General features: G+C 28.6%; 22 protein-coding genes. 2 read left to right on the forward strand and 20 right to left on the reverse strand.

Features of this window, described 5'->3' with window-relative positions; genetic code table 11:
- Positions 1-62 precede the first annotated feature (62 nt).
- Positions 63-770 (reverse strand): response regulator, encoded by a 708-nt coding sequence (locus tag BN854_RS05275; RefSeq protein WP_026661018.1) that lies wholly within the window; start codon positions 768-770, stop codon positions 63-65.
- Positions 757-3240 carry a DUF4118 domain-containing protein gene (locus BN854_RS05280; protein ID WP_045959798.1) on the reverse strand — a complete coding sequence of 828 codons (2484 nt, stop codon included), beginning with the start codon at positions 3238-3240 and terminating at the stop codon, positions 757-759. Before BN854_RS05280 ends, BN854_RS05275 begins: the two co-directional genes overlap by 14 nt.
- A gap of 123 nt (positions 3241-3363) precedes the next feature.
- Here BN854_RS05280 and BN854_RS05285 point away from each other — a divergent pair, with 123 nt between their 5' ends.
- Complete coding sequence (locus tag BN854_RS05285; RefSeq protein ID WP_026661021.1) at positions 3364-3549, forward strand: hypothetical protein; 186 nt, start codon at positions 3364-3366, stop codon at positions 3547-3549.
- A 91-nt stretch (positions 3550-3640) separates the two neighbouring features.
- On the opposite strand, the gene rlmD (BN854_RS05290) is transcribed toward BN854_RS05285, so the two are convergent.
- The 3 genes from rlmD (BN854_RS05290) to BN854_RS05300 form a co-directional block, all read right to left on the reverse strand.
- On the reverse strand, positions 3641-5011 hold the full coding sequence (gene rlmD / locus BN854_RS05290) for a 23S rRNA (uracil(1939)-C(5))-methyltransferase RlmD (protein ID WP_026661030.1): 1371 nt from the start codon (positions 5009-5011) through the stop codon (positions 3641-3643).
- 20 nt (positions 5012-5031) lie between these two features.
- Positions 5032-6291: a DEAD/DEAH box helicase gene (locus BN854_RS05295; protein ID WP_026661038.1), complete on the reverse strand. Its 1260-nt coding sequence runs from the start codon at positions 6289-6291 to the stop codon at positions 5032-5034.
- A 118-nt stretch (positions 6292-6409) separates the two neighbouring features.
- Positions 6410-7582 (reverse strand): MalY/PatB family protein, encoded by a 1173-nt coding sequence (locus BN854_RS05300; protein WP_026661046.1) that lies wholly within the window; start codon positions 7580-7582, stop codon positions 6410-6412.
- 117 nt (positions 7583-7699) lie between these two features.
- Between BN854_RS05300 and BN854_RS05305 the strand changes: the two genes are divergently transcribed.
- A complete protein-coding gene (locus BN854_RS05305; RefSeq protein ID WP_026661054.1) occupies positions 7700-9199 on the forward strand; it encodes a transposase in 1500 nt (499 codons plus the stop codon).
- Between the two features lie 166 nt (positions 9200-9365).
- Here BN854_RS05305 and BN854_RS05310 read toward each other — a convergent pair whose 3' ends face one another.
- From BN854_RS05310 to BN854_RS05380, 15 genes are all read right to left on the reverse strand, one after another.
- Complete coding sequence (locus BN854_RS05310; protein ID WP_026661062.1) at positions 9366-11285, reverse strand: M13-type metalloendopeptidase; 1920 nt, start codon at positions 11283-11285, stop codon at positions 9366-9368.
- A gap of 179 nt (positions 11286-11464) precedes the next feature.
- Entirely contained in the window at positions 11465-11668 is a 204-nt protein-coding gene (locus BN854_RS05315; protein ID WP_026661069.1) for a cold-shock protein, read from the reverse strand.
- Positions 11669-11820: 152 nt separating this feature from the next.
- Entirely contained in the window at positions 11821-12579 is a 759-nt protein-coding gene (locus BN854_RS05320) for a DUF92 domain-containing protein (protein WP_026661080.1), read from the reverse strand.
- A gap of 1 nt (position 12580) precedes the next feature.
- Complete coding sequence (locus BN854_RS05325; protein ID WP_026661093.1) at positions 12581-13237, reverse strand: diacylglycerol/polyprenol kinase family protein; 657 nt, start codon at positions 13235-13237, stop codon at positions 12581-12583.
- Positions 13230-14084: a phytoene/squalene synthase family protein gene (locus BN854_RS05330; protein ID WP_026661103.1), complete on the reverse strand. Its 855-nt coding sequence runs from the start codon at positions 14082-14084 to the stop codon at positions 13230-13232. The genes BN854_RS05325 and BN854_RS05330 overlap by 8 nt, the downstream gene beginning before the upstream one ends.
- Entirely contained in the window at positions 14065-15570 is a 1506-nt protein-coding gene (locus tag BN854_RS05335) for a phytoene desaturase family protein (RefSeq protein WP_026661113.1), read from the reverse strand. The genes BN854_RS05330 and BN854_RS05335 overlap by 20 nt, the downstream gene beginning before the upstream one ends.
- Positions 15557-16024, reverse strand: coding sequence for a MarR family winged helix-turn-helix transcriptional regulator (locus BN854_RS05340; protein ID WP_026661117.1), 468 nt, complete (start codon positions 16022-16024; stop codon positions 15557-15559). The genes BN854_RS05335 and BN854_RS05340 overlap by 14 nt, the downstream gene beginning before the upstream one ends.
- Positions 16025-16271: 247 nt before the next feature.
- The gene (locus BN854_RS05345; RefSeq protein WP_026661122.1) at positions 16272-16496 is read right to left on the reverse strand and encodes a hypothetical protein; all 225 of its coding nucleotides are present in this window, start codon (positions 16494-16496) and stop codon (positions 16272-16274) included.
- A gap of 39 nt (positions 16497-16535) precedes the next feature.
- Positions 16536-16808, reverse strand: a complete 273-nt coding sequence (locus BN854_RS05350; protein ID WP_157868348.1) for a hypothetical protein — start codon at positions 16806-16808, stop codon at positions 16536-16538.
- Between the two features lie 493 nt (positions 16809-17301).
- The gene (gene rlmD, locus BN854_RS05355; RefSeq protein WP_030003523.1) at positions 17302-18639 is read right to left on the reverse strand and encodes a 23S rRNA (uracil(1939)-C(5))-methyltransferase RlmD; all 1338 of its coding nucleotides are present in this window, start codon (positions 18637-18639) and stop codon (positions 17302-17304) included.
- A gap of 67 nt (positions 18640-18706) precedes the next feature.
- Positions 18707-19882, reverse strand: coding sequence for an acetate kinase (locus tag BN854_RS05360; RefSeq protein ID WP_030003524.1), 1176 nt, complete (start codon positions 19880-19882; stop codon positions 18707-18709).
- A gap of 82 nt (positions 19883-19964) precedes the next feature.
- Entirely contained in the window at positions 19965-20642 is a 678-nt protein-coding gene (gene trhA / locus BN854_RS05365) for a PAQR family membrane homeostasis protein TrhA (RefSeq protein WP_030003525.1), read from the reverse strand.
- 4 nt (positions 20643-20646) lie between these two features.
- On the reverse strand, positions 20647-21171 hold the full coding sequence (locus tag BN854_RS05370) for a tRNA (cytidine(34)-2'-O)-methyltransferase (RefSeq protein WP_030003526.1): 525 nt from the start codon (positions 21169-21171) through the stop codon (positions 20647-20649).
- Positions 21168-22586, reverse strand: a complete 1419-nt coding sequence (locus BN854_RS05375) for an MATE family efflux transporter (protein ID WP_030003527.1) — start codon at positions 22584-22586, stop codon at positions 21168-21170. The genes BN854_RS05370 and BN854_RS05375 overlap by 4 nt, the downstream gene beginning before the upstream one ends.
- Before the next feature lie 7 nt (positions 22587-22593).
- On the reverse strand, positions 22594-24036 hold the full coding sequence (locus BN854_RS05380) for a nicotinate phosphoribosyltransferase (RefSeq protein WP_030003528.1): 1443 nt from the start codon (positions 24034-24036) through the stop codon (positions 22594-22596).
- Between the last annotated feature and the right edge of the window lie 88 nt (positions 24037-24124).

Genomic DNA, 24124 nt, shown 5'->3' on the forward strand with positions numbered 1-24124 from the left:
TATATGAAATTTGGCGTAAATTTTATGTTAAGATTCTTTATGGACTCATAAAAAAACATACCTCAGTATGTTTTTTCATCTATCATTCTATATCCTACACCAACTTCTGTCAAAATATACTCTGGTTCTGCAGGATTTTTTTCAATTTTTCTTCTTAAATTAGCCATATTAACTCTTAATGTTTGATTATCTGCATAGTAGAGTCCCCATACTTGTCTTATGATATAGTCATGTGTTAAAACTTTACCTATGTTTTTAATAAATAAAACTAAGATTTTGTATTCAATAGGAGTCAAATGTATTACTTTATCTCTTATACTTACAACTCTTTTTTCATAATCAATTGTTAATTCATTAATTACTTCTTTTTGATCAAAGGGCTGGTCGGCTGTTTTAACTTGTGCATGTCTTAACGATACTCTTACTCTTGCTAGAAGTTCTTCTGTACCAAAGGGTTTAGTAATATAATCATCTGCACCTAAGTCTAGAGCATTTACCTTTTCTTTTTCATTTTCTCTAGCAGAGATAATAACAATTGGAACTGATGTCCATAGCCTTATTTGCTTTAAAACTTCGATACCATCCATATCTGGTAAACCTAAGTCAAGTAAAATAATATCTGGAACTTTACTAGAGGCATACTTTAATCCTTCTTTTCCATCATATGTTTGTAATACGTTCATATTTTGATGCGTTAGTATATTTTTTATATATGTATTAATATGTTGATCATCTTCAATAATAAGTACTTCAATTTTATTTAAACTCATCGTGGTCTCCTTTCGGTAAAGTAAAATAGAATGTAATTCCATTTTCTTGATTCTTATAAAAAGAAAATTGTCCTTGGTGTGCTTGTATAATTGTCTTACATATCAAAAGTCCTATGCCGCTATGTTTTGTTCCTTTATCACCATATTCAATGGTTTGCGTGTCTTTTAACAAATTTTCAATTTTATTTAAGTCAATATATTTACCATCATCTGATACTTTAAATATTACTTTATCTTGTTCATCATCAACTGATAGAATAATATTTTGAACATTTTTTCCATGCTTTATTGTATTTTCTAATAAATTAATGATTACTTGCTCAATTAATGTTCCATCCATTGGAACGAGTAATACATCATTGGGTATTTTTACTTTTATTTTTGCCTTAGGAAATCTTTTTCTTACCCGAATGACTGATTCAGAGACTATTTCCTCAACAACTTCTAAGTTTTTCATCACTTTTTGCGTTTCTTGATTAATTCTTGTAATTGAAAGTAAATTTTCAATCATTCTTATTAACCATTGTATATCATCTCTTGCACTAGCAAGGTTATTTACTATTTCATCTCTAGTAATTGTTTCTTGCTCAATAATTGTTGTAATCATTCCATAAATACTGGTAAGTGGCGTTCTTAAATCATGGGAAACTGATCTAAGTAAATTGCTTCTAACAATTTCTTGGGAGGCTATTTCTGAAAGTTTTTGTCTGTGTATTTTTAGTGTCTCTTTTTCAATTGCTAGCCCTGTTTGATATAAGATCACTCTAATAAGATAATCATAGTCTTTAAATGTTTGGAGGTTTAATCCTGTAATTGAAACTGCACCTATAATTTTTTTACTAATGATAATTGGAAAATAGGTTGTATCAATGTTAGAAAACAATTTAGTGGCATTGCCAACTTCCTGATGATTGATAATCATCCATTGAACTGCTTCTATGTGGTCATTTTGAGCAGGCTCATTAACTATTTGATTATTATCAATATCGTAAAAAGTTGATTCTCCACCAAATTCGTTTTTAAAAAAAGCTTTCATCAAATTAATTATTTCTAATTTATCATCTACTTTTAATAATTCTTGATTAAATGTATATAATTTTTCTAGTTCAGTGATTGCAGAAACGTTACTTTCTTTATCACTTTTTATTTGTGAAGTGATCATACTAGTCATAATAGATGTAATAAATATAATACCAAATGTTACCCATGAATCTACTTGACTGACATTGAAAGTAAAGTTAGGTTGAACAAACAAATATAAAAAAATAAGAAAGCTGATAAACGATGTTGCAATTCCATAAATATAGCCTTTAGTAAACCTTGAGATTAATAGTACAGCCATTAAGTATATCAGCCCTTCATTAAATTCATCTGTATTAAAATTAATTAGAAAACAAATAGCAGTTGCAAACAAGGTAATTAAAACACTTAATAATATATCTTTCCATACTCTGCTAGAAGTTTTTTTAGGCTTATATTCATATTTTTTTGTCCCATAATCATAGTTAGGTATAATGTGTAATTCAATGCCTTTAATAGCATTAATGATTTTACTTTCAAGTGTAGTTAGTCTAAATGGAAATCTGTAGTTTACTGTTCGGCTTTTTCCAATGACCATATTTGTGACACCAGTTAATTTAGCATACTCTATAATAGCTGCGTCAATATTATTAGCAGTTATTCTAACAAACTCTCCTCCTAATTCATGTACTTTATTTTCATATTCCTCGATTTTTTTGATATCTTGTATATTATTTTTATGTTTATTTGTAGTAATATATAAAGCTTTCCATGAAGCATAAAAGGCTTGAGCATTTCTTGCTGTCCATTCTATGCTTCTAATTGCTGATGGAGAAGGGCTAATACAAACTAAGAATTGTAAATTAGATTCTATTAATTTTTTATGTGAGTATTTATTGTGATCAATTAATTTATCTAATGCAATCGTCCTAAAATATTTAAGATTTTCTTCAGTTACCCATTGATATTGTTCGTACGGTTCTAATCTAAGTAAGAGTTCTTTAGGTGGTATATCAATAAATTCAACTTCATCTGCCTGATTAAAAAAATAATCTGGGACTGTTTTCTCATGGGTCAATATATTAAACTTTTCAGATAGGTATTGGTTCATACTTAATATATTAAAAACATTGAGGGTGGCATAAATATTAATTCCTACCTCTAAAAGTTTTTCTATACTATATAAATCAAAGTTTTCAATTTGATCAATAACTACAATTTCTGGATTCATTTTTAGTATTGAATTAATATTAAAACTCAATTGATCATCTATTACTATATGATTCATATGGATAATTTCCTGGTTCATTTGAGTATCATCACACTGAGCATCAATAATCAACACACGATACTTTAAGTGATATTTTTCAATTATTTCACTTAGCATAGCTTTAGTTTTAGCAGTTTTATAAAAATAGCTGAAAAATATTTTAAGTTTACCTCTTTGCATACACATACCTCCTATCATTTTGCCTATATTATACCTTTATATTTAGAATTGTTATATTCTATACACAATTCTTTATATAATTTTAACACCATTACTTGTAGAATAACTTTAGGAGGCGATAAAATGAGTTCTCTTATAGATAAAATGGTAAAAGTGACTTTTTCTGATAATTACGGTTTTGTTACTGTAATAGGAAAGGTTCTAGATTTTGATGATACTTTTTTAGTGATTGATAGCCAAATATCTGGAACAGTTTATGCATCAATTAAATATATTAAGATGATTAGTATAATTAATAATAAGGAATAATCTTAAACTGTTTAGATACTCTATTCATTATTTTTATAAAAAAATAAAGCTCATATTTTAAAATATGGGCTTTTACTTCATATAAAAATTTTTATGCTTTCTTTAATTCAAGTAGTGTGACACTTTCTACAAGTGGGGTATATGGAAACATATCCATTGGTACAATTTCTTTTAAGTCATAATATTTTAGAAGTTCTTCTAAATCTTTTGCTAAAGTAGATGGGTTACATGAACCATAAACTATTTTTCTTGGCATAAACTTTAATACTTCTTTAATAGTTTGATATCCTAGTCCTGTTCTTGGTGGATCAAAGACAATGATATCAATTTTTTTATCTCCTAATTGTTTTAAAGCTTTAAAGAAGTCTGATTGCATGATATCAACATTCTTAATATTATTTCTTTTTAATGATAGTTTAGCACTTTGAATACTTCTTTGATCAACTTCAATTGCATATACCTTTTCTACTTCTTTATAGAAATAATGGCTTACTGGAGCAATACCTGCATAAGCATCTATCACGATATCTTCTTTTGTTGGTTTTGCTAGTTCTACCATCTTTGAATAAAACTTATCAGCCATTTGGGTATTTAATTGCCAAAACGCTTCTGGATATAGCGAAAATGTTTGATTATTCATTTTTTCATTAATTGTATCTTTACCAAATATTTTTTCATATTGAGTAGTAAAGAATATTTGTTCTTTATAGTTATCCGTATAGTATGCAAATACAGATACTATTTCTGGATACTTTTCAACCAGTTTAGAAACAACTTCTGATATCTTATCATATTTTTTCATTAATAAAAAAGATAGCTGAGTTTCTCCAGTTGAATATGAACGTCTCATAACAATTGATTTAATATATCCTGATTTTTCTTTTTGAATATATGCGTCAAATTTATATTCATCTAGTAAGGTTTCTAAATACTGAAGCATTTCATTTATTTTAGGATGTTGGACTGGCGTGTCATTAACTGGAATAAACTCTGTTCCTCCAGTTTTATATAGCCCAACTTTATTAAGACCACCAATTTTTCTAATAGGTAAAGACACTTTATTTCTATAACCAAATGGTTCTTCCATACCTACAGTTGGTTTAATAAGGGAATACTTAATTTTTTGTTTTACATATCTGTTAAGTGCATTAACAATAACATCTCTTTTTAACTCTAATGCTTTTTTGTAGGTAACGTGTTGCATCCCATAGGCACCACATAATGCATAATCAGGATATAAGACTTCTAGTCTATCGGGACTTTTAACTTTAATGTCTTCTATTTGCCCAACTATTCTTGTGTCATATATTTCAGTAATTTTAACATCAACAATTTCTCCTGGTAGTGTATCATCGACGAATACTGCTAGTTTTTCATAATAGCCTATTCCTTCACCATTAATACCAGTTTTTTTGATTTCAATTGTAATCACGTCATTTAACTTTAATTTTTCATTGATCATTTTTTATACCTCTTATATAACTACTTAGTTTTTCTAGTTCCTATAACAAATTTTTTGTTTTTTGTTTTTTTATAGTGATTAGGATTACTTGGTTTATTTTTTTTATTATCATTTTGCTTATTATCTATTATATCATGAGTTTTAACATAAGTTTTTCCGTATGGATGATTTTCTATGCTAGTTAATTTATTTTTAATATGTTTTTCAATATCTATTAATAGATTTTTTTCTTCATCAGAACAAAAACTAATTGCTAGACCTAATTCTCCTGCTCGTCCTGTTCTTCCGATTCTATGAATATATGTTTCTGGTGTATCTGGCAAGTCGTAATTGATTACAAATGATAATTGTTTAATATCAAGACCTCTAGCAGCAATATCGGTTGCTACTAAGACCTGTGTCTTTCTATTCTTGAAATTTAGAAGAGCTCTTTCTCTTGCTGCTTGAGATTTATTTCCGTGAATAGGTTCTGCTGTAATATTATTTTTTAATAATTCTTTTACAACTTTATTAGCACCATGTTTAGTTTTAGTAAAAACTAGTACTGAGTCCATGTTCAATTTCTTAATCAAATGGTTCAGTAATTCATTTTTATTATTTTTTGGTACTAAATAGAGTTCTTGTTTGATTGCATCTAGGGTTTTTGTAACAGGTGTTACTGCAATTCTTTCTGGATTCTTTAAAATAGAATTAGCAAATTCTTCAATCTTTTTAGGCATTGTTGCTGAAAAAAGCATAGTTTGTCTCTTTTCTGGTACTTGCTTTAAAATCTTATAAATGTCTTTAATAAATCCCATATCAAGCATTTGATCTGCTTCATCTAAAACTAAATATTCAATGTTTCTTAAATCAATAATTTTTTGACTCATAAGATCTAATAGTCTTCCAGGCGTAGCAATCAAGACATCAGTTCCTTTTTTAAGTGCATCTTCTTGTTTCTTTTGAGGAACACCACCATAGATAACATTTGTTCTTATTCTAATAAAGTAAGCATATTGAATAAAGTTTTCATATATTTGATTGGCTAATTCTCTTGTTGGTGTCAAAATTAATGCTCTAATTACTTTTTTATCATTTATATTTTGATTTAACATTTGTAATATTGGAATTGCAAATGCTGCAGTTTTACCAGTTCCAGTTTGTGCGCTACCTAAAATATCTTTTTTATCTAATAAAATAGGAATTGCCTTTTGTTGTATTTCTGTAGGCGTTAAATATCCAGTTTTTTCAATTGCCTTTAGTATTGGTGTATCTAATTTTAATTCTGTAAATGTATTCATTTAATATCTCATTTCTTTATTTCATTAAAAAAGGTGTTATATAAACACCTTCTATTGTCTTTATGACCTAATAGAGTATACCATACTTTTAATAAAATATAGAAAAGATAATATATACTTATTCTTTAAATGCTATTAAAACTTCTTTTTCTAATCTATGAAGAACTTCCATAAGTGTTTTTTTATCACAAGCAATATTCATTCTTTGGTAATTATACCCTTCTTTTCCAAAAGATATTCCATCACTGAATTCTAGGTGACACTTAGTTTCTAAAAATACTTTAAGTGTCTCATGTTCTAATTTTAAGCCACTAAAATCTAACCATACTAAATAAGTCCCTTCAAGCTTAGTTACTTTAACTTGTGGTAATTTTTCAGATATAAAACTGGTTAATATTTGGTAATTTTCTTCAATTAAACGAACAAAATTTTCTAACCATTTAGAGGCATTATTATATGCAAGTTCAACTGCTTTTAAACTTAGTATATTGCCCATATGAATGCCATTGTTTCCCATATTTTTAACAAACTTTTCTCTTAATTCTTTGTCTTCAATGATAATATTTGCAACTTGTAACCCTCCCATATTAAATGCTTTACTAGGCGAAGTACAGATAATACTTTTTTTGTTTATTTTAGAAAAAACAGTGTGTTGATTATTATTTAATACTAAGTCATTATGTATTTCATCAGAAATAACAACAATATTATTTTCTATACATATTTGATTAATTCTTTGAAGTTCATCTAAGTTCCAAACTCTGCCAACTGGATTGTGGGGACTACATAAAATAAGCATTTTATTATTTTCTTTTTTAGCTTCACTTTCAAACAATTCAAAATCTATTTCATAACTACCTTTTGTTTTTAATAAGGGAATAGAAACGAGAGCCCGTTTGCTGTCAGTAATTGCATAATTAAACCTTGGATATACTGGTGAAAAAATAATAACCCCATCATTTTCATGAGTATAGCTAGTTATTGCATTATAAAGAGCAAAAACTACACCTGGTGTAATTACAATTGACTCTTTTAGAATATCCCAGTCGTGTTTTTGTTTCATCCATTTAATCACACTTAGATAATAGTTAGGGCTTGGTTTGTTATAACCTAGTACTACATTTTTGATATAGTAAGAAAGTCCTTTTTCTATTTCAGGTGCAATTAAAAAATCAGCATCTGCTACAGATAAAAATATCTTTTCTTTCATTTCTTCTTTTGTTTGAATATTTCTTTCCCATTTATTACTACTTTGTTTACTTCTATCTTGATTTTTGAAATTATAGTTCATTATCTATTTTCCTACACTTTTTAAGAATAAAGGGACTGTAACGAAATAAAAGTAACAGTCTATAAAACAAAAAAGCCGCTCTAGAATCCTAGGGCGGTTTTTTGGTATAATTATAGTATGCAAACACAACAAAATATACAACATAATTTTAACCCAAAACAGTTAAAATTACCACTACAATTAGACATAAAAATTCCTTTTGATAGTGAAGTTCGTACATTTGATGAAGTATTTAGAAAATTGGAGATAAAAAAATACTTAAATAGCTCAAAAGACCCAAGAGGTCGTATGGGTTATAATCCGGTTCAAATGTTAAAACTGATCATGTTTTGTCAAATGGAAAAGATTCAATCCTTAAGAGATATGGCAAAAGCTGCTAAAAATGATATTAGAATCATGTGGCTTACAGATGAATTAATGCCAAGTCATCAAACAATAAAAACCTTTATGGATAAATACTTAGTTAAAGGAATAGATGAAATCTTTTATGAACTAAGTAAGTACTTAATAAAAAAAGAATCTATTGATACAGATAAATTATATATAGATGGTACTAAAATAGAATCGGTGGCTAATAAATATAGTTTTACATGGCGTGGTTCTATTGAAAAGTTTAGAGATAAGTTATATAAAAAAATAACCAAACAAATAGACATATTAAATCAAAGATATAAAGACTCAGATATCTTCTTTTCCATACATGAAATATATAATACGGATTATTTAAGTAGCATCAAAGACTTTCTTCAAAAAGAGATTAATCGTGAGACACTTGAGTTTAAATATGGTAAAGGTCAAAGAAAAACTACTTTACAAAGAGATTATGAACATATCTTAGAATATTTAGCTAAACTTGTAGAGTATGAAAGACATTTAAAGATTATGGGTAATGATAGAAACTCATATGCTAAAACAGATATAGACGCGACTTTTATGCATATGAAAGAAGATCATATGCGTAATAGTCAATTAAAACCAGGGTATAATATACAAATTGGTGTATCAAATGAATATATCCTACATCTAGATATCTATAAAGAACGTAGTGATTATAAAACTTTGATTCCTTTTTTAGAAGGATTTAAGAAAAGTTATGACTTCTATCCAAAATATCCAGTAGCGGATGCTGGATATGGTGGATTAACGAATTATCGTTATTTAAAACTAAACGATATGGAGCTTTATCAAAAATATGCAATGTATGCTAAAGATACGCATGACAAAAAAAGAATGAAAGATCCATATTTTCCATTTAACCTTACTAAATCAGGTAATGATTATTTAACACCTAATGGGGATACTTTAAAGTATCTGTATAGAAATAATCGAGGTAATGATGTATATGAATTACCAAATGGTAAGCGTAAAGAGATTAATGATGAAAATCTTACATACCAAAAAGAGGTTATTAAAAATCTTACATCACCATTAGGAATTGAATTAAGAGTTCAAAGGTCAATTCAAGTTGAGGGTGCCTTTGGAGTGATTAAAGAAGCATTTAAAGTAAGAAGATTTAGACGAAGATTAACTCATAATGTTAAAATGGAGTTTTATTTAACAGCGATTGGGTATAATTTGAGAAAATATCATAATAAAAAGTATAGAATAACAGAATAGATATCTACAATAAACTTAAGATTTTAATAGAATCTTCTTTTTTGACGCCTAAAAGTAGATGTTTTTTGATTTTATCCACATAGTTCACGGTAGATATAAGAAAAAAAGAACTGTTAAGTTCTTGAAGTAGTGAATTACTTCATTTCTTTACAGCTCCATTGTTTATTTACCAAACAGCAACTTGTTTATCAGGAGCAATATACATGCCGTCTGTTTCTTTTAGTTTATAATAATCAGCAAATGGTTTAAAATTCTTAAGTTGAACTAGCCCTCTTAAGTATGCTGGTGAATGCACATCGACATTAGCTAGTAATTCTAAATAAGATTTATTTGCTTTAAATCTCCAAATATGTGCCCATCCTGCAAAAAAGTCTGCTGGCACAAAATCTTTATGTTTAAGACCCGCTTCGTATGCACAAGATAATCCAGCAGCATCCGCTATATTTTCAGTAACTGTTAGTTTACCATTACATTTAGCATCTGATCCTGGAACTTCTAATCCATCAAATAATTCAATCATTGCTAAAGAGCGTTCATTAAATGCTTTGAAGTCTTCTTCTTTCCACCAATTATTAATATTCCCAAACTCATCAATTCTAGCACCATTTGTATCAAAGGCATGCGTAATTTCATGGGCAATTACAGCTCCAATGCCTCCGTAGTTAGCACCCTTTGTTTGATTATATGAGTAAAATGGTGGTTGTAGAATTCCTGCTGGAAAGACAATTTGATTGTTCATTGGTTGGTAGTAAGCATTCACAACATGAGCACCCATATGCCATAAATCTTTATCTACTTTTTTACCATATAAACTGAACTCATGGCTCACTTGAACTTTAGAAAAAGCAAGCATATTGTCAACAAAACTCTTAGTTTCATCAAAGTTAAAATGATTAAATACAGGATTGATTCGATCAGGATAACCAATCATAGCTGTAATTTTAGATAGTTTAATTAATGCTTTTTCAATAGTTTCTTTTGATAACCATGTAATTTTAGCAAGTCTTTCTTTATAGACTTGAATAAATTCTTGAACCATTGATTCTACTTCTTTTTTAGCTTTTTCACCAAAATATCTTTTACCAAAATAAGTACCAACTACATCACCAAATTCGTTTGATAGTTGATTATATGTAAATTTTTCAAAACTTTGAGCTTCTGCTTGGCCTGTTAATAAGAGCCCATATTCACTTGCCTTTAATCTTAGGCTATCAGTTCCAAATCCTGAAACTGCTAAACTATAGACTAATTTTACTGCTAACCATGATTTAATTAGTTCTAAATGATTATTTAATAATGCATCTAACCCTTCTACAAATTTAGGATTTGTGACAATCACTTGTTCTACTTTATCACTAACAAAAGTTTTGACAATACTTGATAAGCTGATAAAATTTGTCTTACTATTTAACTTTTCTAAGGTATATGGATTATATGAATTAACATAATCTGATGCTTCTTCTGATGTTTTTGAAAGTGGAACAATCAATTCATCAAATTCTAGTGTTTGAGATAGAATTGTTGAAGTATCTTTAAGGCCAACAATATTTAGTAATTCTGTTACTGTTTCTCTGTATTTAGCTAATAAGTTTTGTCCTGCTGCATAAGCTGGATTTTCTTTATCATAGTATCCTTTTTCAGGTAAAATAAGACTTGGAGAACCAAAATATAATGCATTGATTGAAGCATTTTTCATATCACTTTGGACACCAAAGGAAATAAGAGCTGGTAATCCTAGTCCTATAAGTTCAACTAGTATAGTTTGTAATTCTTCATAATTCTTAACTGATAAAACTTTATTAACAAGATTTTTAATAACTGTATTTCCATCTTTATCACGTTGCTCTTTATCAGTAGCCTTTTTATATAATTTAATAAAGTTATCAAATAATTCATTATTATAAATTTTATGATCTACACCTTTAATAGAAAACTCTTTTAAATCTGCCATAAGTTTTTTCTCATTGTCCATTAAAATTTGTACAAATGAACCATTTAATGGTTTGTCGCTTGGTATTTCAGTTTTTTCTAACCATTCTCCATTTTGAAATTGGTAGAAATCATCTTCTAATCTTACTTTTTTCATTCAGCGTTCTCCCTTTTTTAAATAATTATATTCATTATACACCAAAAAAGACTTTTCTTTCTTAAAATTCATTCATTTTGGTCTATGTTTCATACCGAAAACACTTACAAATACAAAAAGTCACTCTATCAGATAGAATGACTTTCATTAGTTATTTTATTTGTTATTCTTAATGAGAATTAAAGAGGGCGTACGTTGCTTGCTTGAGCGCCACGTTGTCCTTCAACAATATCAAATGATACTGCTTGTCCTTCATTAAGTGTTTTATAACCGTCAATTTTAATTTCTGAGAAATGAACAAAAATCTCTTGATTAGAACCGTCTACTGTAATAAAGCCAAAGCCTTTTTCAGCGTTAAAAAATTTCACTTTTCCTGAATTCATGAATAATACCTCCTTCTAAATAAGCACGAAACTAATAATAAAAGGAATTATTATACGTTTAAACTCTTATTCGTTATTATTATATCACATATTATTAAAGTTGTATATTTATATTAACTATTTTATATGAAATTAATTTTTGAGGGTAAATTTTATAGTAAAAATAACGTAGAAGCACATGTTACAATTACTGAAGTTAGTAGATTTACCATGTCGTTATTAATATATTTGATTCCTGAAATCAATCGATATTGACTTTTATTATCAAATACTTCTGTTATTTGATTAGTTTTTAAGTTCATATATTTTTCTTGAATCAGTATACCTAAAATACTATCAACAACACTACCGACAAAACCACCTAACATAATAAATAGAATTGTTAGATACCAAGGAATAATAGAAAAACTATTCCAAGTCATTAGTAAGAAAGAAACTGCAATTAAAAGTCCACCTAAAAGACTAGCAACAGTGCCTAAAACACTAATACCGCCAGATTGTCCTTTATCAATTTTTTTAAAATTAATAATTGAAACGGTAGATCCCTTGCTGTACTTTCCAAGTTCTGATGCCCATGTATCGGCAGTTGATACAGCTATTGAAGTTGCACTAATTAATAAGAAAAACTCGTGATTAGAAATGTAGTAAGCAAGGCTAAAAATAAGGGCCATGCCAGAGTTAACAATGACTTGAATGCCATTTCTACCTCTACTCTTCACTTTATTCTTAGTAAAGATGCTGGATGTAATAAAAAATAGCATTAACAAAGCAAAAATAACATATGTACCAAAACCATAAATCAATGTACCTACCACTGAGGCTGATAAAAATCCACTTACATTAAGGGCGTGCTTGTAGTAAGCTAAACCCGCTACAAGTACACTTAATAAAAATCCAATTAAAAAGTTCATATTATACACCTATCAATACATACATCAATAGACTGATTAATAACGGTAAAGTTAAATTATCAAGTCCTTTTGGTGTGAGTAATTCTATTAAAGTCGCCAATATTCCTACTAGACCTGCATAAAGTAAAATATATTGAATTGAAATACTTGAGTAACCTACCATTAAAAGAGTGGATACTAAAAATGAAACTAAAAACATTGTAATACTTCCAACCCATGTCTTGTGATTAATAATTTGTTTTTTACCAAATTTTTTACCCAAAAGTGCGGCAAGACCATCACCATATCCTAAGACTAAAATACCAATACCACCTACTAATGGAGTTGTAAATGTCATTGAGGCAATAACTAATAGAAGTAATGAGATTGGAAAATAAACTGTTCCTAAATTTCCTTTACCACTTCTTTCCATTGATTTAATCAAGTTAGTCTTATATGAAACATAATTAAGTATGATAAAAATAATTGGTGCGGCAATCGCATAATAGATTTGGTCAAAAAAATAAAACATCAAGAACCACCAGTTAGAAACACCAATATGAATCAGTTTCCTTGATGCCTCATCACCTAATACTTTCTTCTTTTTAAGTATCTCAGCTAAACCAATCACACAAAAAACAAGTACAAATGATAAAATAAGTCCCCATATATTATTCATGTGCATTTACCTCCTTAATCAGCGCTATTTTTCTTGGATTAGAAACATAACATTTTTGACTAAAAACATCATATTTTTCTTTTTTACAAACTGCAATAATTTCCCTATATATCACAAGGGCATAAGTTAGTATCAGTCTACTTTCATCATTGAAAGCATCAAAATTTTGATATGCCTTATCATAATATGCATAAGCGATTGATGCAAGTTCATCAAACGTATTTTTAAACTGCTCATTAATTGTTTTATTTGCAAGCATTTCATGGGTTAAACCATGCTTTTTCATAAGTGTTTCTGGTAAATAAACTCTATTATTCAAAAAGTCTTCTCCAATGTCACGTAAGATATTAGTTAATTGCATCGCAATCCCTAAATCATATGCGACTTGTTTAAGCTTTTTCATATCACCCTTTGGCTCTAAAATATAAACAAGCATTTCTCCAACACTAGAAGCTACTTTTTGACAGTAAACAAAAAGATCTTCCATAGTTTCATATTTGGTTTCTTCTAGATCCATATATTGACCTAAAATCATATCATAAAAAGGCGCATAGTCAAATGTCTTAGGATAGTACTTTTCAGAAACATCTTTAAGTGCTCTAAAAATATAGTTAGTCATCTTTCCATCCTTGACAAAAGCATCTAACTCAGATTTTAATTGATCTAACTGAGTTTTTGACTGCATTTTGTCAGCTAGGTCATCTGCATATCGACAAAACGCATATACCCCATAAACGGCATTACGTTTATTTTCATCTTGTAATTGACTAAATGCTTTATAAAATGTCTTAGAATGCTTTTTAATTACTTCTTGACACTTAAGATAATCATTTTTTATTTGTATCATGTGAATCATCCTTTAATATATCTGAAACTGCTAATTTTGCAGATGTTAATACAATTGGTACACCTGCTCCTGGATGGTTACTGCTACCAGCAAAATATAAACCTTTAACATATCTAGATTTTGTTTGTGGTCTAAAGTAATTACTTTGTAATAAAGTTGGTCTTAAACCGAAAGTTGCTCCTTGTGCTAAGTTGAATGTATCTTTAAAATCAAGTGGAGTAAATACTTTCTTAACTTTGATATGTTCTTTAACATCTTTAAATTCATCATAAGTAGTCATTAAATCAAGTATTTTATCTACATAAACTTGTGTTGCTTTATTATCCCAAGATTGTTCGGTATGATGTAAGTTAGGAACTGGAACAAGAATATATAAAATATCTTTTCCTTCAGGAGCCATATCTTGATCAATTTGACTTGGGCTATATACATAGAAAGATGGGTATGTAGGTTTTGTGTCTGTAAATAACTGTGTAATGTTTTTCTTAAAATCATCTGTAAAATAAATGTTATGTACAGAAACATCATATTTTTTATCCATACCAAGATATATCATTAAAGATGATGATGAATAGCTCATCTTATCAATCTTTTTAGGTGTATATTTTCCTTTATTTCTTTTTTCTTTAACAAGATTATTCATTGCATATGGGAAATCAGCATTAGATAAAACAATATCTGATAAATGATTTTCTCCATTCACACGAATACCATAAGCTTGTTTTTTATTATCAATTAAAATTTCTTCTACTGATTGATTTAACTTGATTTTTCCACCAAGCTCTAAAAATCTTCTTTCCATGGCTTTAGCCATCGCATACATGCCGCCTTTAATGTAAAAAACGCCATATAAAAGTTCAATCATTGGAATAATTGTATAAATAGATGGTCCACTAAAAGGTGAAACTCCAATATATAAAGTTTGGAAAGCGAGTGCTTGTCTTAATTTTTCGTTTTTAACAAATGATCCAATTGAATCATATGCATTAGAAAAAGTTCTAAGTTTTAATGCTTGATAAAGTGTTGCTGGATTATAAAAGTCTGTTTTCTTACGAAATGATTTTTCAATAAAGTGATTTTTAGCAATTACATATCTTTTATAAACATCTGCTAGATAAGCTAAATATCCTTGTGTATCTTTCTCACTAAATCTTTCATGTTCTTCTGTCATTGCGACTAAATCACTTGTTCCATTTAAAACACTTTTATCTGGGAAAACAAGTCGGAACATTGGGTCTAACCTTTCAAAACTTATATAGTCTTTTGGATCTACACCAGATGATCTAAACACATCTTCATAAATATCTTTCATCATAACAATTGTAGGTCCTACATCAAATTTATACCCTTCTAGGTCAAATTGATACATTCTCCCACCAATTTTTTCATTCTTTTCAAAAATAGTTACATCGTAGCCTGCACTGGCGAGTCTAATACCTGCAGCAAGCCCAGCTGTACCTGCACCAATAATATTAACTTTCTTCATGATTAACTCCTTTTTCTAATTCGTCTAGCATTAATACAACATCTAATGAATTAATAAATCTTGAAATGGTTTTAAGTGAATGATCGTCAATGTCTTTAAGCGTTTCTTTTAATAATTTATAATGCCTTGTTCGTGTTGAAATAAGTAGGTCTATACCTGCTTGAGTTGTTTTTAAATAAATTGATTTATTATCATTTTGTTTATGCGTTTTAACCAATATTTTTTTTGATTCAAGTTTTGAAACAAGTCTAGTTAATTGAAAAATTGGTACGTGTAATTTTTCTGCTAATTCTCTCATCTTGTATTGTGGATAGTCAACAACTAGCTTGATTAAATAGAGTTCTTGCCAAGTGTATCCATACTTGTCAGTTTCAAATTTTTCAAAGCAATAAATGGTTTGGTGGAACTTATATAATAGTTTTTCTAATTCTTCTTCGCTTAAATAAAAGGACATTTTCATCACCCTACTTGCATATTATCACCATTTGTTGCAGATTGCAACTAAAAAGCAGTAACAAAAAACTATTGGATTTTACTAAGCATATTTTATGCACATTTTTATCATTGCAAAGCCATTTATACTTTTTAGAATCCAGTAAAAAGATATCTATTTATAACAAAAAAAAGAGACTTTTTTAAAAATAAGCTCCATTTTTTGTTATAAAAAATATGTTATAAAATAGTTTATGTCTATCACTATTTTATGTTTGATTCGCCTTTTTCAACTTAAATTTATAGATTAGAAGTAAGCCTGTATAGATAAGAAAAAATAATACTGCACCTATAATACAAGAAACTATACCGAACATTGATTTTCTAAACATAATTGCACCTGTAATAAACATTCCTATGACTATAGGAGTTACAATATATATTGCAATTATGTTTTGTCTATATAAATCTTTTTGGTTATATGGTCTACCCATAATATTTTATCTCCCTTAATCTTCTGATAATTTTATAAATCATTTACCAAGCAATCTATCAATATCTGTAGTTTTATATACTTTTTTACTTTTATAACTGGCTTTTGTAATATTAAATTTATTCATAAATTCTGGATAGTTATCTTCAAATCCACCCCTTACAAATTGACCAGTACGTCTATCTACTAAATATCTTGGAGTTCTTTCTATCTCTTGGTAACTATAATCATAGTTAATCTCTAAAAAAGCATTGTTATCATCAAAATATAGCACTGCTTCAATAAAATCTATATGAGATGCTCCTTCATCCAAAGATATCAAATGCTGCTTGATAAAATTTTCGTCTGATTCACCTATAGCAAAAATATTTTTGACAAGCAAACTACTAATTAGAACAAGAAAAATATTCCTAAAACTACTAGTCCTTTTATACGATTCTTATTATCTTTTTTAGTTTCCATTATAAACTCCCCTGTATATTTTTTATCTAAACTTTTCAATAAGGAAACACTTTGTTAACTGTGATGAAAAAGATTAATCTTTTTTCTTTTGTCTTCATTTTATCATAACAAAAATTAATTGGCAAATGATTTTGTAACTATAGTTTTAACTATTAGGCTTCACTTGCAATCAATAAAATAGCGTATTTTTGTTAATCACCTATTATTATAATTACTAGGCATCTAGATAGTGGATACTAACAAGACTGAGTTTGACATAATTAGAAAATGTATAAAATTATGTTTCTCCCTATCAATAAAAAACAGCCCCTATTTGAATATATGGGCTGTTATACTTGAATAATTTAGTTTTTGATATCTTTATTGGTCTCTTTTAATTCTAGAAGAGTAATAGATTCTACAAGACTTGTATAAGGAAACATATCAAGTGGCTTAATTTCTTTTAGTTCGTACGTTTGTAAAATTTTTTCTAAATCTTTTGCAAGAGTAGATGGATTACATGATCCATAAATAATTTTTTTAGGTTTCAATTGACTAAGTGCTAAAAAACTAGCTTCTGTTAATCCTGTTCTAGATGCATCAAAAAATACCACATCAATATTATCAGCAATCTCAGATAGCTTATTAATGTAATAAGCATTTGTCATATTTACATCTATTGAATCATGCTCGTCTTTTATAATATAAATCTTTCTTACATTTTCATAGACATATTTACTAATAGGACTCACACCACTATAAGCATCTAAAACTATCATCTCTTTATTTAAGTTTGCCATACTTTTCATCTGTTGGTAAAACTTTTCGGCTTGAATAGTATTTAACTGAAAGAACTCATCAGTTTTAACTTCAAAATCATGTCCATTCAAATTTTCTGTAATAGTTTCTTTACCATATATAAGTGTTTTAGAATCTGGGTTAAACCCTTGTTTCTGATAATCACTGTTATAAGCTTCATAAATACTGATAATCTCAGGGTGGATATCTATTAATTCATCAATTAATTTATTAGGTATATCAATTTTATTATTAATCACAAAAGTTACTTGAGCCTCATCTAATTTTTCTGAAACTCTAACAATTAGTGAGGTGATAAATCCTTCTTTTGTTTTAGGATCATATCCATTCACATCATATCTATCCATTAATTTAATTATTGTCTTTAAAATAATATTAACATTTTCATTTTGAATTAAACAATCATCAATTGGAATAAAAGTGCTTGAATTTCTAGCATACATTCCAAATCTATTTTTACCATATAGTTTTCTAACTGGAAGAGCTGCTTTATTTCTATAATGTAGTGGATTTTCCATACCTATTGTACTTTGAATAACACTCTTATCATATTTCTTAATATATCTATCTAGTGATTTAGTAACAATATCTTTCTTTTGATCAAGCATTGCTGAGTAGTCAAAGTGTTGTGTTTGACAACCACCACAATCTTCATAAACAACACAAAAAGGATCAATTCTTTGATCACTTTCTTTAATTATTTTATATACTTTGGCTTGTGCTCTATTATCATAAACTTGAGTAATAATTGCCTCTACTTCTTCACCTGGTAAGGCATTTTCTATGAATATAGCTAATTTTTCATGATAAGCTATTCCTTCACCATTAATTCCCATACGTTTAATTTTTAAGTTTATTTTGTCATTTATCTTCACTGATTGCATATTATCACCATACATATTATACCAAAAATAAAAAGGAATACTAAGTATTCCCCATTTATTTATTAATTTATTTTTGTAATCTTAGAACGTCTCTAGCAATTGCTACTTCTTCGTTTGTAGGAATAACAAATACTTTTACTTTTGAACCTTTTTTAGAGATTTCATTTTCTCCTCTTAATTGATTCAATTCAGGATCTAATTCAGTTCCTAAAACTTTTACTCTTTCAATAATATCATGACGAACATTTGCAGCATTTTCACCAATACCTGCAGTAAAGACGATTGCATCTAATCCACCAAGTAATACATAGTAGCTACCAATATAATCAGCAATACGTTTAGTTTGGATATCTAATGCTAATTTAGCTCTATGATTTCCTTTTTCAATTTCATTTGCGATATCTCTAGAGTCATGTGAAACTCCTGAAACGCCTAGGTAACCTGATTTTTTATTTAAATCATTTAAGATTTCAGAAATACCTTTTCCAGTTTTTTCGCTAATTAAACCAAAAACAGCTGGATCAATATTTCCACTTCTTGTTCCCATTGGAATACCTTCAAGTGGTGTTAATCCCATTGAAGTATCGATAGATTTTCCATTTTTAACTGCTGAAAGTGATGCTCCATTACCTAAATGACATACGATAATTTTAGCATCTTTTTTATTTAATAATTCAGCTGCTCTATCTGAAACAAATTTGTGAGATGTTCCATGTGCACCATATTTTCTTACTGCATAATCAGTATACCATTCATATGGTGTTGCATATAAGAAGTTTTCTTCAGGCATTGTTTGATGGAATGTTGTATCAAATACTGCAATTTGGAAAACATTAGGTAACGCTTCTTTAAATGCTCTAATTCCAACAACGTGAGCTGGATTATGTAATGGTGCTAAATCATTTAGACTTTCAATTTTTAAGATATTTTCTTCTGTTAATTCTGATGAATCTTTAAATAGTTCTCCACCTTGTACAACACGGTGTCCAACTCCTTCAATTTCTTCTAATTTAGAAATAATATTATGTTTAATGAGTGCATCAAACAATAATTCTACTGCTACTTTGTGGTTTAAAACTGGTAATTCTTGTTCAATTTTTTCTCCATTAAATTTAATTGAGAATGTTGCATTATCGTTTCCGATTCTTTCTACTATTCCTGAAGTAATTACTTTTTCTTCAGGCATTTCTAATAATTGGAACTTCAATGATGAACTTCCCGCATTTACTGCCATAATTTTCATAGTTATATCGCTCCTTCACCTTGTCTATGATAACCCATTGTATGACTTTTTTCAAGTAAATTAGTCTAATTTTTCAATTCTATTACAATAGATATAAATAAATTGCAAAAAATTGTAAGATTGTTCCTAATCCAACAAATATATGCCATATAAAATGGAAATATTTTTTCTTTGGTTGTGCATAAAAATATACACCAATACTATATGCAATTCCACCGCCTAGAATTAGCCAAAAAGCTGGAATTGAAAAAGCATATAGTTTGCCTACAAAAATTAGTGAACTCCAACCTAACGCTAAATAAATAACAGTATGGACAGCATTTCCTTTATAAATCCAAATTGCTTTTACTACTGTTCCTATTAAGATAAGTACCCATTGTATGATAAATAGCATTACTCCAGTTGATGGCATAAAATCTATTCCTAAAAAGTGATCTGTTTTTAATGCTGGAAGTAAAAGTAATGCTGGAGCAAATGTTCCCCCTATTAAAAAATAGATACTAATATGATCAAATCTTTTAAAAACTCCCTTTGATTTAGTAAATGATAATGCATGATAAAGTGTACTCATCAAATATAACATAATCATTCCAAATCCAAATACTAAACTAGCTGTTAATTCCCAGCCATCTGATTGTTTAACTAGTAGTAGGATAGTTGCTACTAGGGCAAATACTGCCATAACGCAATGTGAAACTGCATTTGCTATTTCTTCTCCTATTGTTTGTGCTTTTGTTTCTTTTTTTGGCCATTTTGTCATCTTGTTATTCTCCTTTAAATTGATCTAGAAAATCTGTTCCTTTTAATGTATCAGGCTCATGGTCAATTAAACCATTAAAATCAAATTGTCTTAAAACTTCAAATAATACAATTGCTACTGTATTAGAAAGGTTAAGTGATCTCACTTTATCTGTTGTAGGAATTCTTAAACAGTTTTCTAAATGATTCGCTAGTATTTTCTTATCAATACCTGTTGATTCTTTTCCGAATACTAAGTAAATATCTTTATTGGCTTCATTAAATTTTACATGATGATAAGATTTTTTTCCATATCTTGTTAAAAAGTAAAAGTCACCTTTATTCTTTTTTATAAACTCATCCCAGTTTTTATATGTTTCATAATTAATATAGTCATAGTAATCTACTGCGCTTCTTCTTAACTTAGTGTCATCTATTTTAAACCCTAATGGTTCTATTAAATGAAGTTTAACATTAGTTCCGACACATGTTCTCATAATATTACCTGTATTTTGTGGAATTTCTGGTTCATATAAAACAATATTTATCATGATGTCACACTTTCTTGTAAATTTACTGCAATATCTAATTTTATTTTTCTACGTAAATATTCTGCATATATTAAAACTAACATATTACTTAATATCATAGCATAAAATATCAATTGATATTCTAAATTAGGAAATACTCTTCTTAATCCAAAATGAGCGATTAATACCATCGGTATTCTAAGACCCCATAATCTTGCACTTGCCATTTTAAGTGAATTCTTGCTTTGCCCACTACCATTAAAAATTGACATGTAATTTTGAAATAGTGCCATTGCTGGTTGTGTCAATAATAGCCATAATGAATATTCCATAGCTATGTCTACCATTTGCTGATCACTATTAGAAACAAGAGCATAGATAAAATATCTTCTTAAGGGGATAACTATTGAAATAGCACAAACACTAAAAACAAAAGCGATCATCCTTGATGTTTTATAAGATTTTAGTGCTCGTTCAGGTTGCTTATGTCCAATGTTAGTTCCTATATATACAGCAGCAACCGAACTTAATCCAGCAACTGGCGTTAATAATAAATTAGAAAGTCTATTTCCTACAGCAAAGCTTGAACTGATAATATCTCCATAATAATGTAATATAAATGCTTGAATGAAAACAAAGCCTAATGAACTAATTGCTTGTCCTAATGCAGCTGGTGCAGCAAATGGTAAAATAGCTTTTAAATTGTCTTTTGATAATGCCAATTGTTTAGCTTCAATTGTAATATTTTTTTTACTTTTAACTAAATCATAAATCATTACTGGAACAAATATCATATTACCAATTACTGTTGCAATAGCATTCCCAGCTACTCCAAATCTAAATACTCCTGCTAATAACCATGTTAATAGAATATTAATGAGTATCCCTAATATATTAATTGTTGCAGGTAAAATAGTTTTACCTTGTGCTTGTCTAATAGCTTGATAGACTAAAAATATTAAAATAGAAACATATTCTATACTTCTAATATTAAAATACTGGACTGCATAAGTATGTGTATCTCCTTTAGCACCAAGCCATGTTGTTAAAAAAGAGGATGTTGATACAATAAGGAGTGTAAAGAAAATACCTATAATTACTGCAAGTGTGATAAATTTAGCTGCGTAATTTCTTGCCAAGTCTTTTCTATTAGCCCCTAAGTACTGGCTAACAATAGCCATTGTAGCAACCGCTAATCCGACACCAAAAGCTAAGAACACATTATATACTTGATCATGCAGATTCATAGCTGCCATTGCAGATCTCGCTTGTGCTGCCTCAAGTCCCATTCTAGAAACAAAGAAAGTATCTACTGATCCATTTAGCGACTTAATAAAATTGTTAAGGAAAATAGGAAACGCCATAATAAGCATATTCACCCACATTTTAGGTGATGTTAATATTTTTTCTGTCGCTCCACTTTTTAGTTTCACCATTTAAAATTTACTTCTTTCTATAATTTGCAGTAAGTGTTTCTTTTAATGTCCATAACTTTTGTGATAAATCGACATAGTATTGATGAGGTCTTTCTAATCTTAAGACTTCTTTCCATAATGTAGTCAATTCTTTTTTAGCATACACTCTAATATCATCTAGGCATGGAGTTTTATAAACTAATTTTCCTTCTTCAAAAATAGGAATAAGCATTTTTTTAACTGTATAATTAGATACTAATTTTTGTTTCCAAGGATAAGTTGGATCAAAAAGCAAATATGGTTCATTTTCATTTATCACTTCATCGTAAAGTGTTAAAACATCAGCAATCGCTTTTGAATCTTCATCATAAAAACGATAAACTTGTTTAAATCCTGGTGTGGTTGTTTTAGCTGCATTATTACTAATTTTAATTTTAGGAACGAATCCTAAATCTTTTTTAATAGCTGCTAATTTATAAACACCACCAAAAACAGCTTCACTACGAGCTGTGATGAGTCTTTCACCCACTCCAAAACTATCAATTTTAGCTTCTTGTACAGTTACTAAATCTCTTATTAAATATTCATCAAGTGAATTTGAAACTGTTATTTTAGTTTCAGTTAGTCCATTTTCATCTAATACTTCTCTTACTTTTTTTGTCAGATAAGCTAAGTCACCACTATCAATTCTAACCCCTTTTAAGTATTTGCCTTTAGGTTTTAAAATTTCATTATGAACTTTAATTGCATTAAGAATACCTGAATTTAATGTATCATATGTATCTATAAGCAACACTGTTTGATCTGGATAATTAAGCGCATATGACTTAAACGCTTCATATTCATCATCAAAACTTTGAATATAACTATGTGCCATTGTTCCCATTGCTGGTATTCTATATTTAAAATCAGCATATGTATTAGAAGTACCGTTTACACCACCAATGTAGGCAGCACGTGCCCCATATATTGAAGCATCATAGCCGTGAGCACGTCTGGCACCAAATTCCATTACTGTTCTTCCTTTAGCCTCTTTTACCATTCGGGTTGCTTTTGTAGCGATTAAACTTTGATGGTTAATTGTTAGTAAAATGACTGTTTCTATCAGTTGACATTCAATAATTGGTCCCTTCACAATCATAATGGGTTCATTAGGAAAAATAGGTGTTCCTTCTTCCATTGAATATAGGTCCGCTGTAAATTTAAAGTTTTTTAAATATTGTAAAAACTTATCATCAAACATTTCTTTTGATTTTAAATAATCTAATTCTTCTTTAGTAAAAGATAAATCTTTAATATATGATATGACTTGTTCTAAGCCTGCAAAAACAGCATATCCACCGCCATCTGGTACAGATCTGAAAAAGACATCAAATACTGCAATATCATTTTGTCTTCCATCTTTAAAATATCCGTTGCTCATTGTTAACTCGTAAAAATCAAGGAGTAATGATAATTTTCTTTTTTCCATTTTTATACCTCGCATATTGTAATTTGCCTATCTAGTCTATATTACCACTTTTTTCCATTTTTTGGTATAATTAAAGATATATTTACAA

The sequence above is a fragment of the Alteracholeplasma palmae J233 genome (assembly GCF_000968055.1).
GTDB classification, from domain to species: domain Bacteria; phylum Bacillota_I; class Bacilli_A; order Acholeplasmatales; family Acholeplasmataceae; genus Alteracholeplasma; species Alteracholeplasma palmae.

Bases quoted from the DNA above. Each gene is read 5' to 3' on its own strand.
- BN854_RS05340 (WP_026661117.1), bottom strand. From the start codon at position 16,024: ATGTCCTTTTATTTAAGCGAAGAAGAATTAGAAAAACTATTATATAAG.
- rlmD (WP_030003523.1), bottom strand. From the start codon at position 18,639: ATGCAATCAGTGAAGATAAATGACAAAATAAACTTAAAAATTAAACGT.
- BN854_RS05315 (WP_026661069.1), bottom strand. From the start codon at position 11,668: ATGAATTCAGGAAAAGTGAAATTTTTTAACGCTGAAAAAGGCTTTGGC.
- BN854_RS05280 (WP_045959798.1), bottom strand. From the start codon at position 3,240: ATGCAAAGAGGTAAACTTAAAATATTTTTCAGCTATTTTTATAAAACT.
- BN854_RS05325 (WP_026661093.1), bottom strand. From the start codon at position 13,237: ATGAATAATATATGGGGACTTATTTTATCATTTGTACTTGTTTTTTGT.
- BN854_RS05300 (WP_026661046.1), bottom strand. From the start codon at position 7,582: ATGAACTATAATTTCAAAAATCAAGATAGAAGTAAACAAAGTAGTAAT.
- BN854_RS05310 (WP_026661062.1), bottom strand. From the start codon at position 11,285: ATGAAAAAAGTAAGATTAGAAGATGATTTCTACCAATTTCAAAATGGA.
- trhA (WP_030003525.1), bottom strand. From the start codon at position 20,642: ATGACAAAATGGCCAAAAAAAGAAACAAAAGCACAAACAATAGGAGAA.
- BN854_RS05345 (WP_026661122.1), bottom strand. From the start codon at position 16,496: ATGGGTAGACCATATAACCAAAAAGATTTATATAGACAAAACATAATT.
- rlmD (WP_026661030.1), bottom strand. From the start codon at position 5,011: ATGATCAATGAAAAATTAAAGTTAAATGACGTGATTACAATTGAAATC.
- BN854_RS05305 (WP_026661054.1), top strand. From the start codon at position 7,700: ATGCAAACACAACAAAATATACAACATAATTTTAACCCAAAACAGTTA.
- BN854_RS05285 (WP_026661021.1), top strand. From the start codon at position 3,364: ATGAGTTCTCTTATAGATAAAATGGTAAAAGTGACTTTTTCTGATAAT.
- BN854_RS05330 (WP_026661103.1), bottom strand. From the start codon at position 14,084: ATGATACAAATAAAAAATGATTATCTTAAGTGTCAAGAAGTAATTAAA.
- BN854_RS05335 (WP_026661113.1), bottom strand. From the start codon at position 15,570: ATGAAGAAAGTTAATATTATTGGTGCAGGTACAGCTGGGCTTGCTGCA.
- BN854_RS05360 (WP_030003524.1), bottom strand. From the start codon at position 19,882: ATGAAAATTATGGCAGTAAATGCGGGAAGTTCATCATTGAAGTTCCAA.
- BN854_RS05275 (WP_026661018.1), bottom strand. From the start codon at position 770: ATGAGTTTAAATAAAATTGAAGTACTTATTATTGAAGATGATCAACAT.
- BN854_RS05380 (WP_030003528.1), bottom strand. From the start codon at position 24,036: ATGGAAAAAAGAAAATTATCATTACTCCTTGATTTTTACGAGTTAACA.
- BN854_RS05375 (WP_030003527.1), bottom strand. From the start codon at position 22,586: ATGGTGAAACTAAAAAGTGGAGCGACAGAAAAAATATTAACATCACCT.
- BN854_RS05320 (WP_026661080.1), bottom strand. From the start codon at position 12,579: ATGAACTTTTTAATTGGATTTTTATTAAGTGTACTTGTAGCGGGTTTA.
- BN854_RS05295 (WP_026661038.1), bottom strand. From the start codon at position 6,291: ATGAATACATTTACAGAATTAAAATTAGATACACCAATACTAAAGGCA.
- BN854_RS05370 (WP_030003526.1), bottom strand. From the start codon at position 21,171: ATGATAAATATTGTTTTATATGAACCAGAAATTCCACAAAATACAGGT.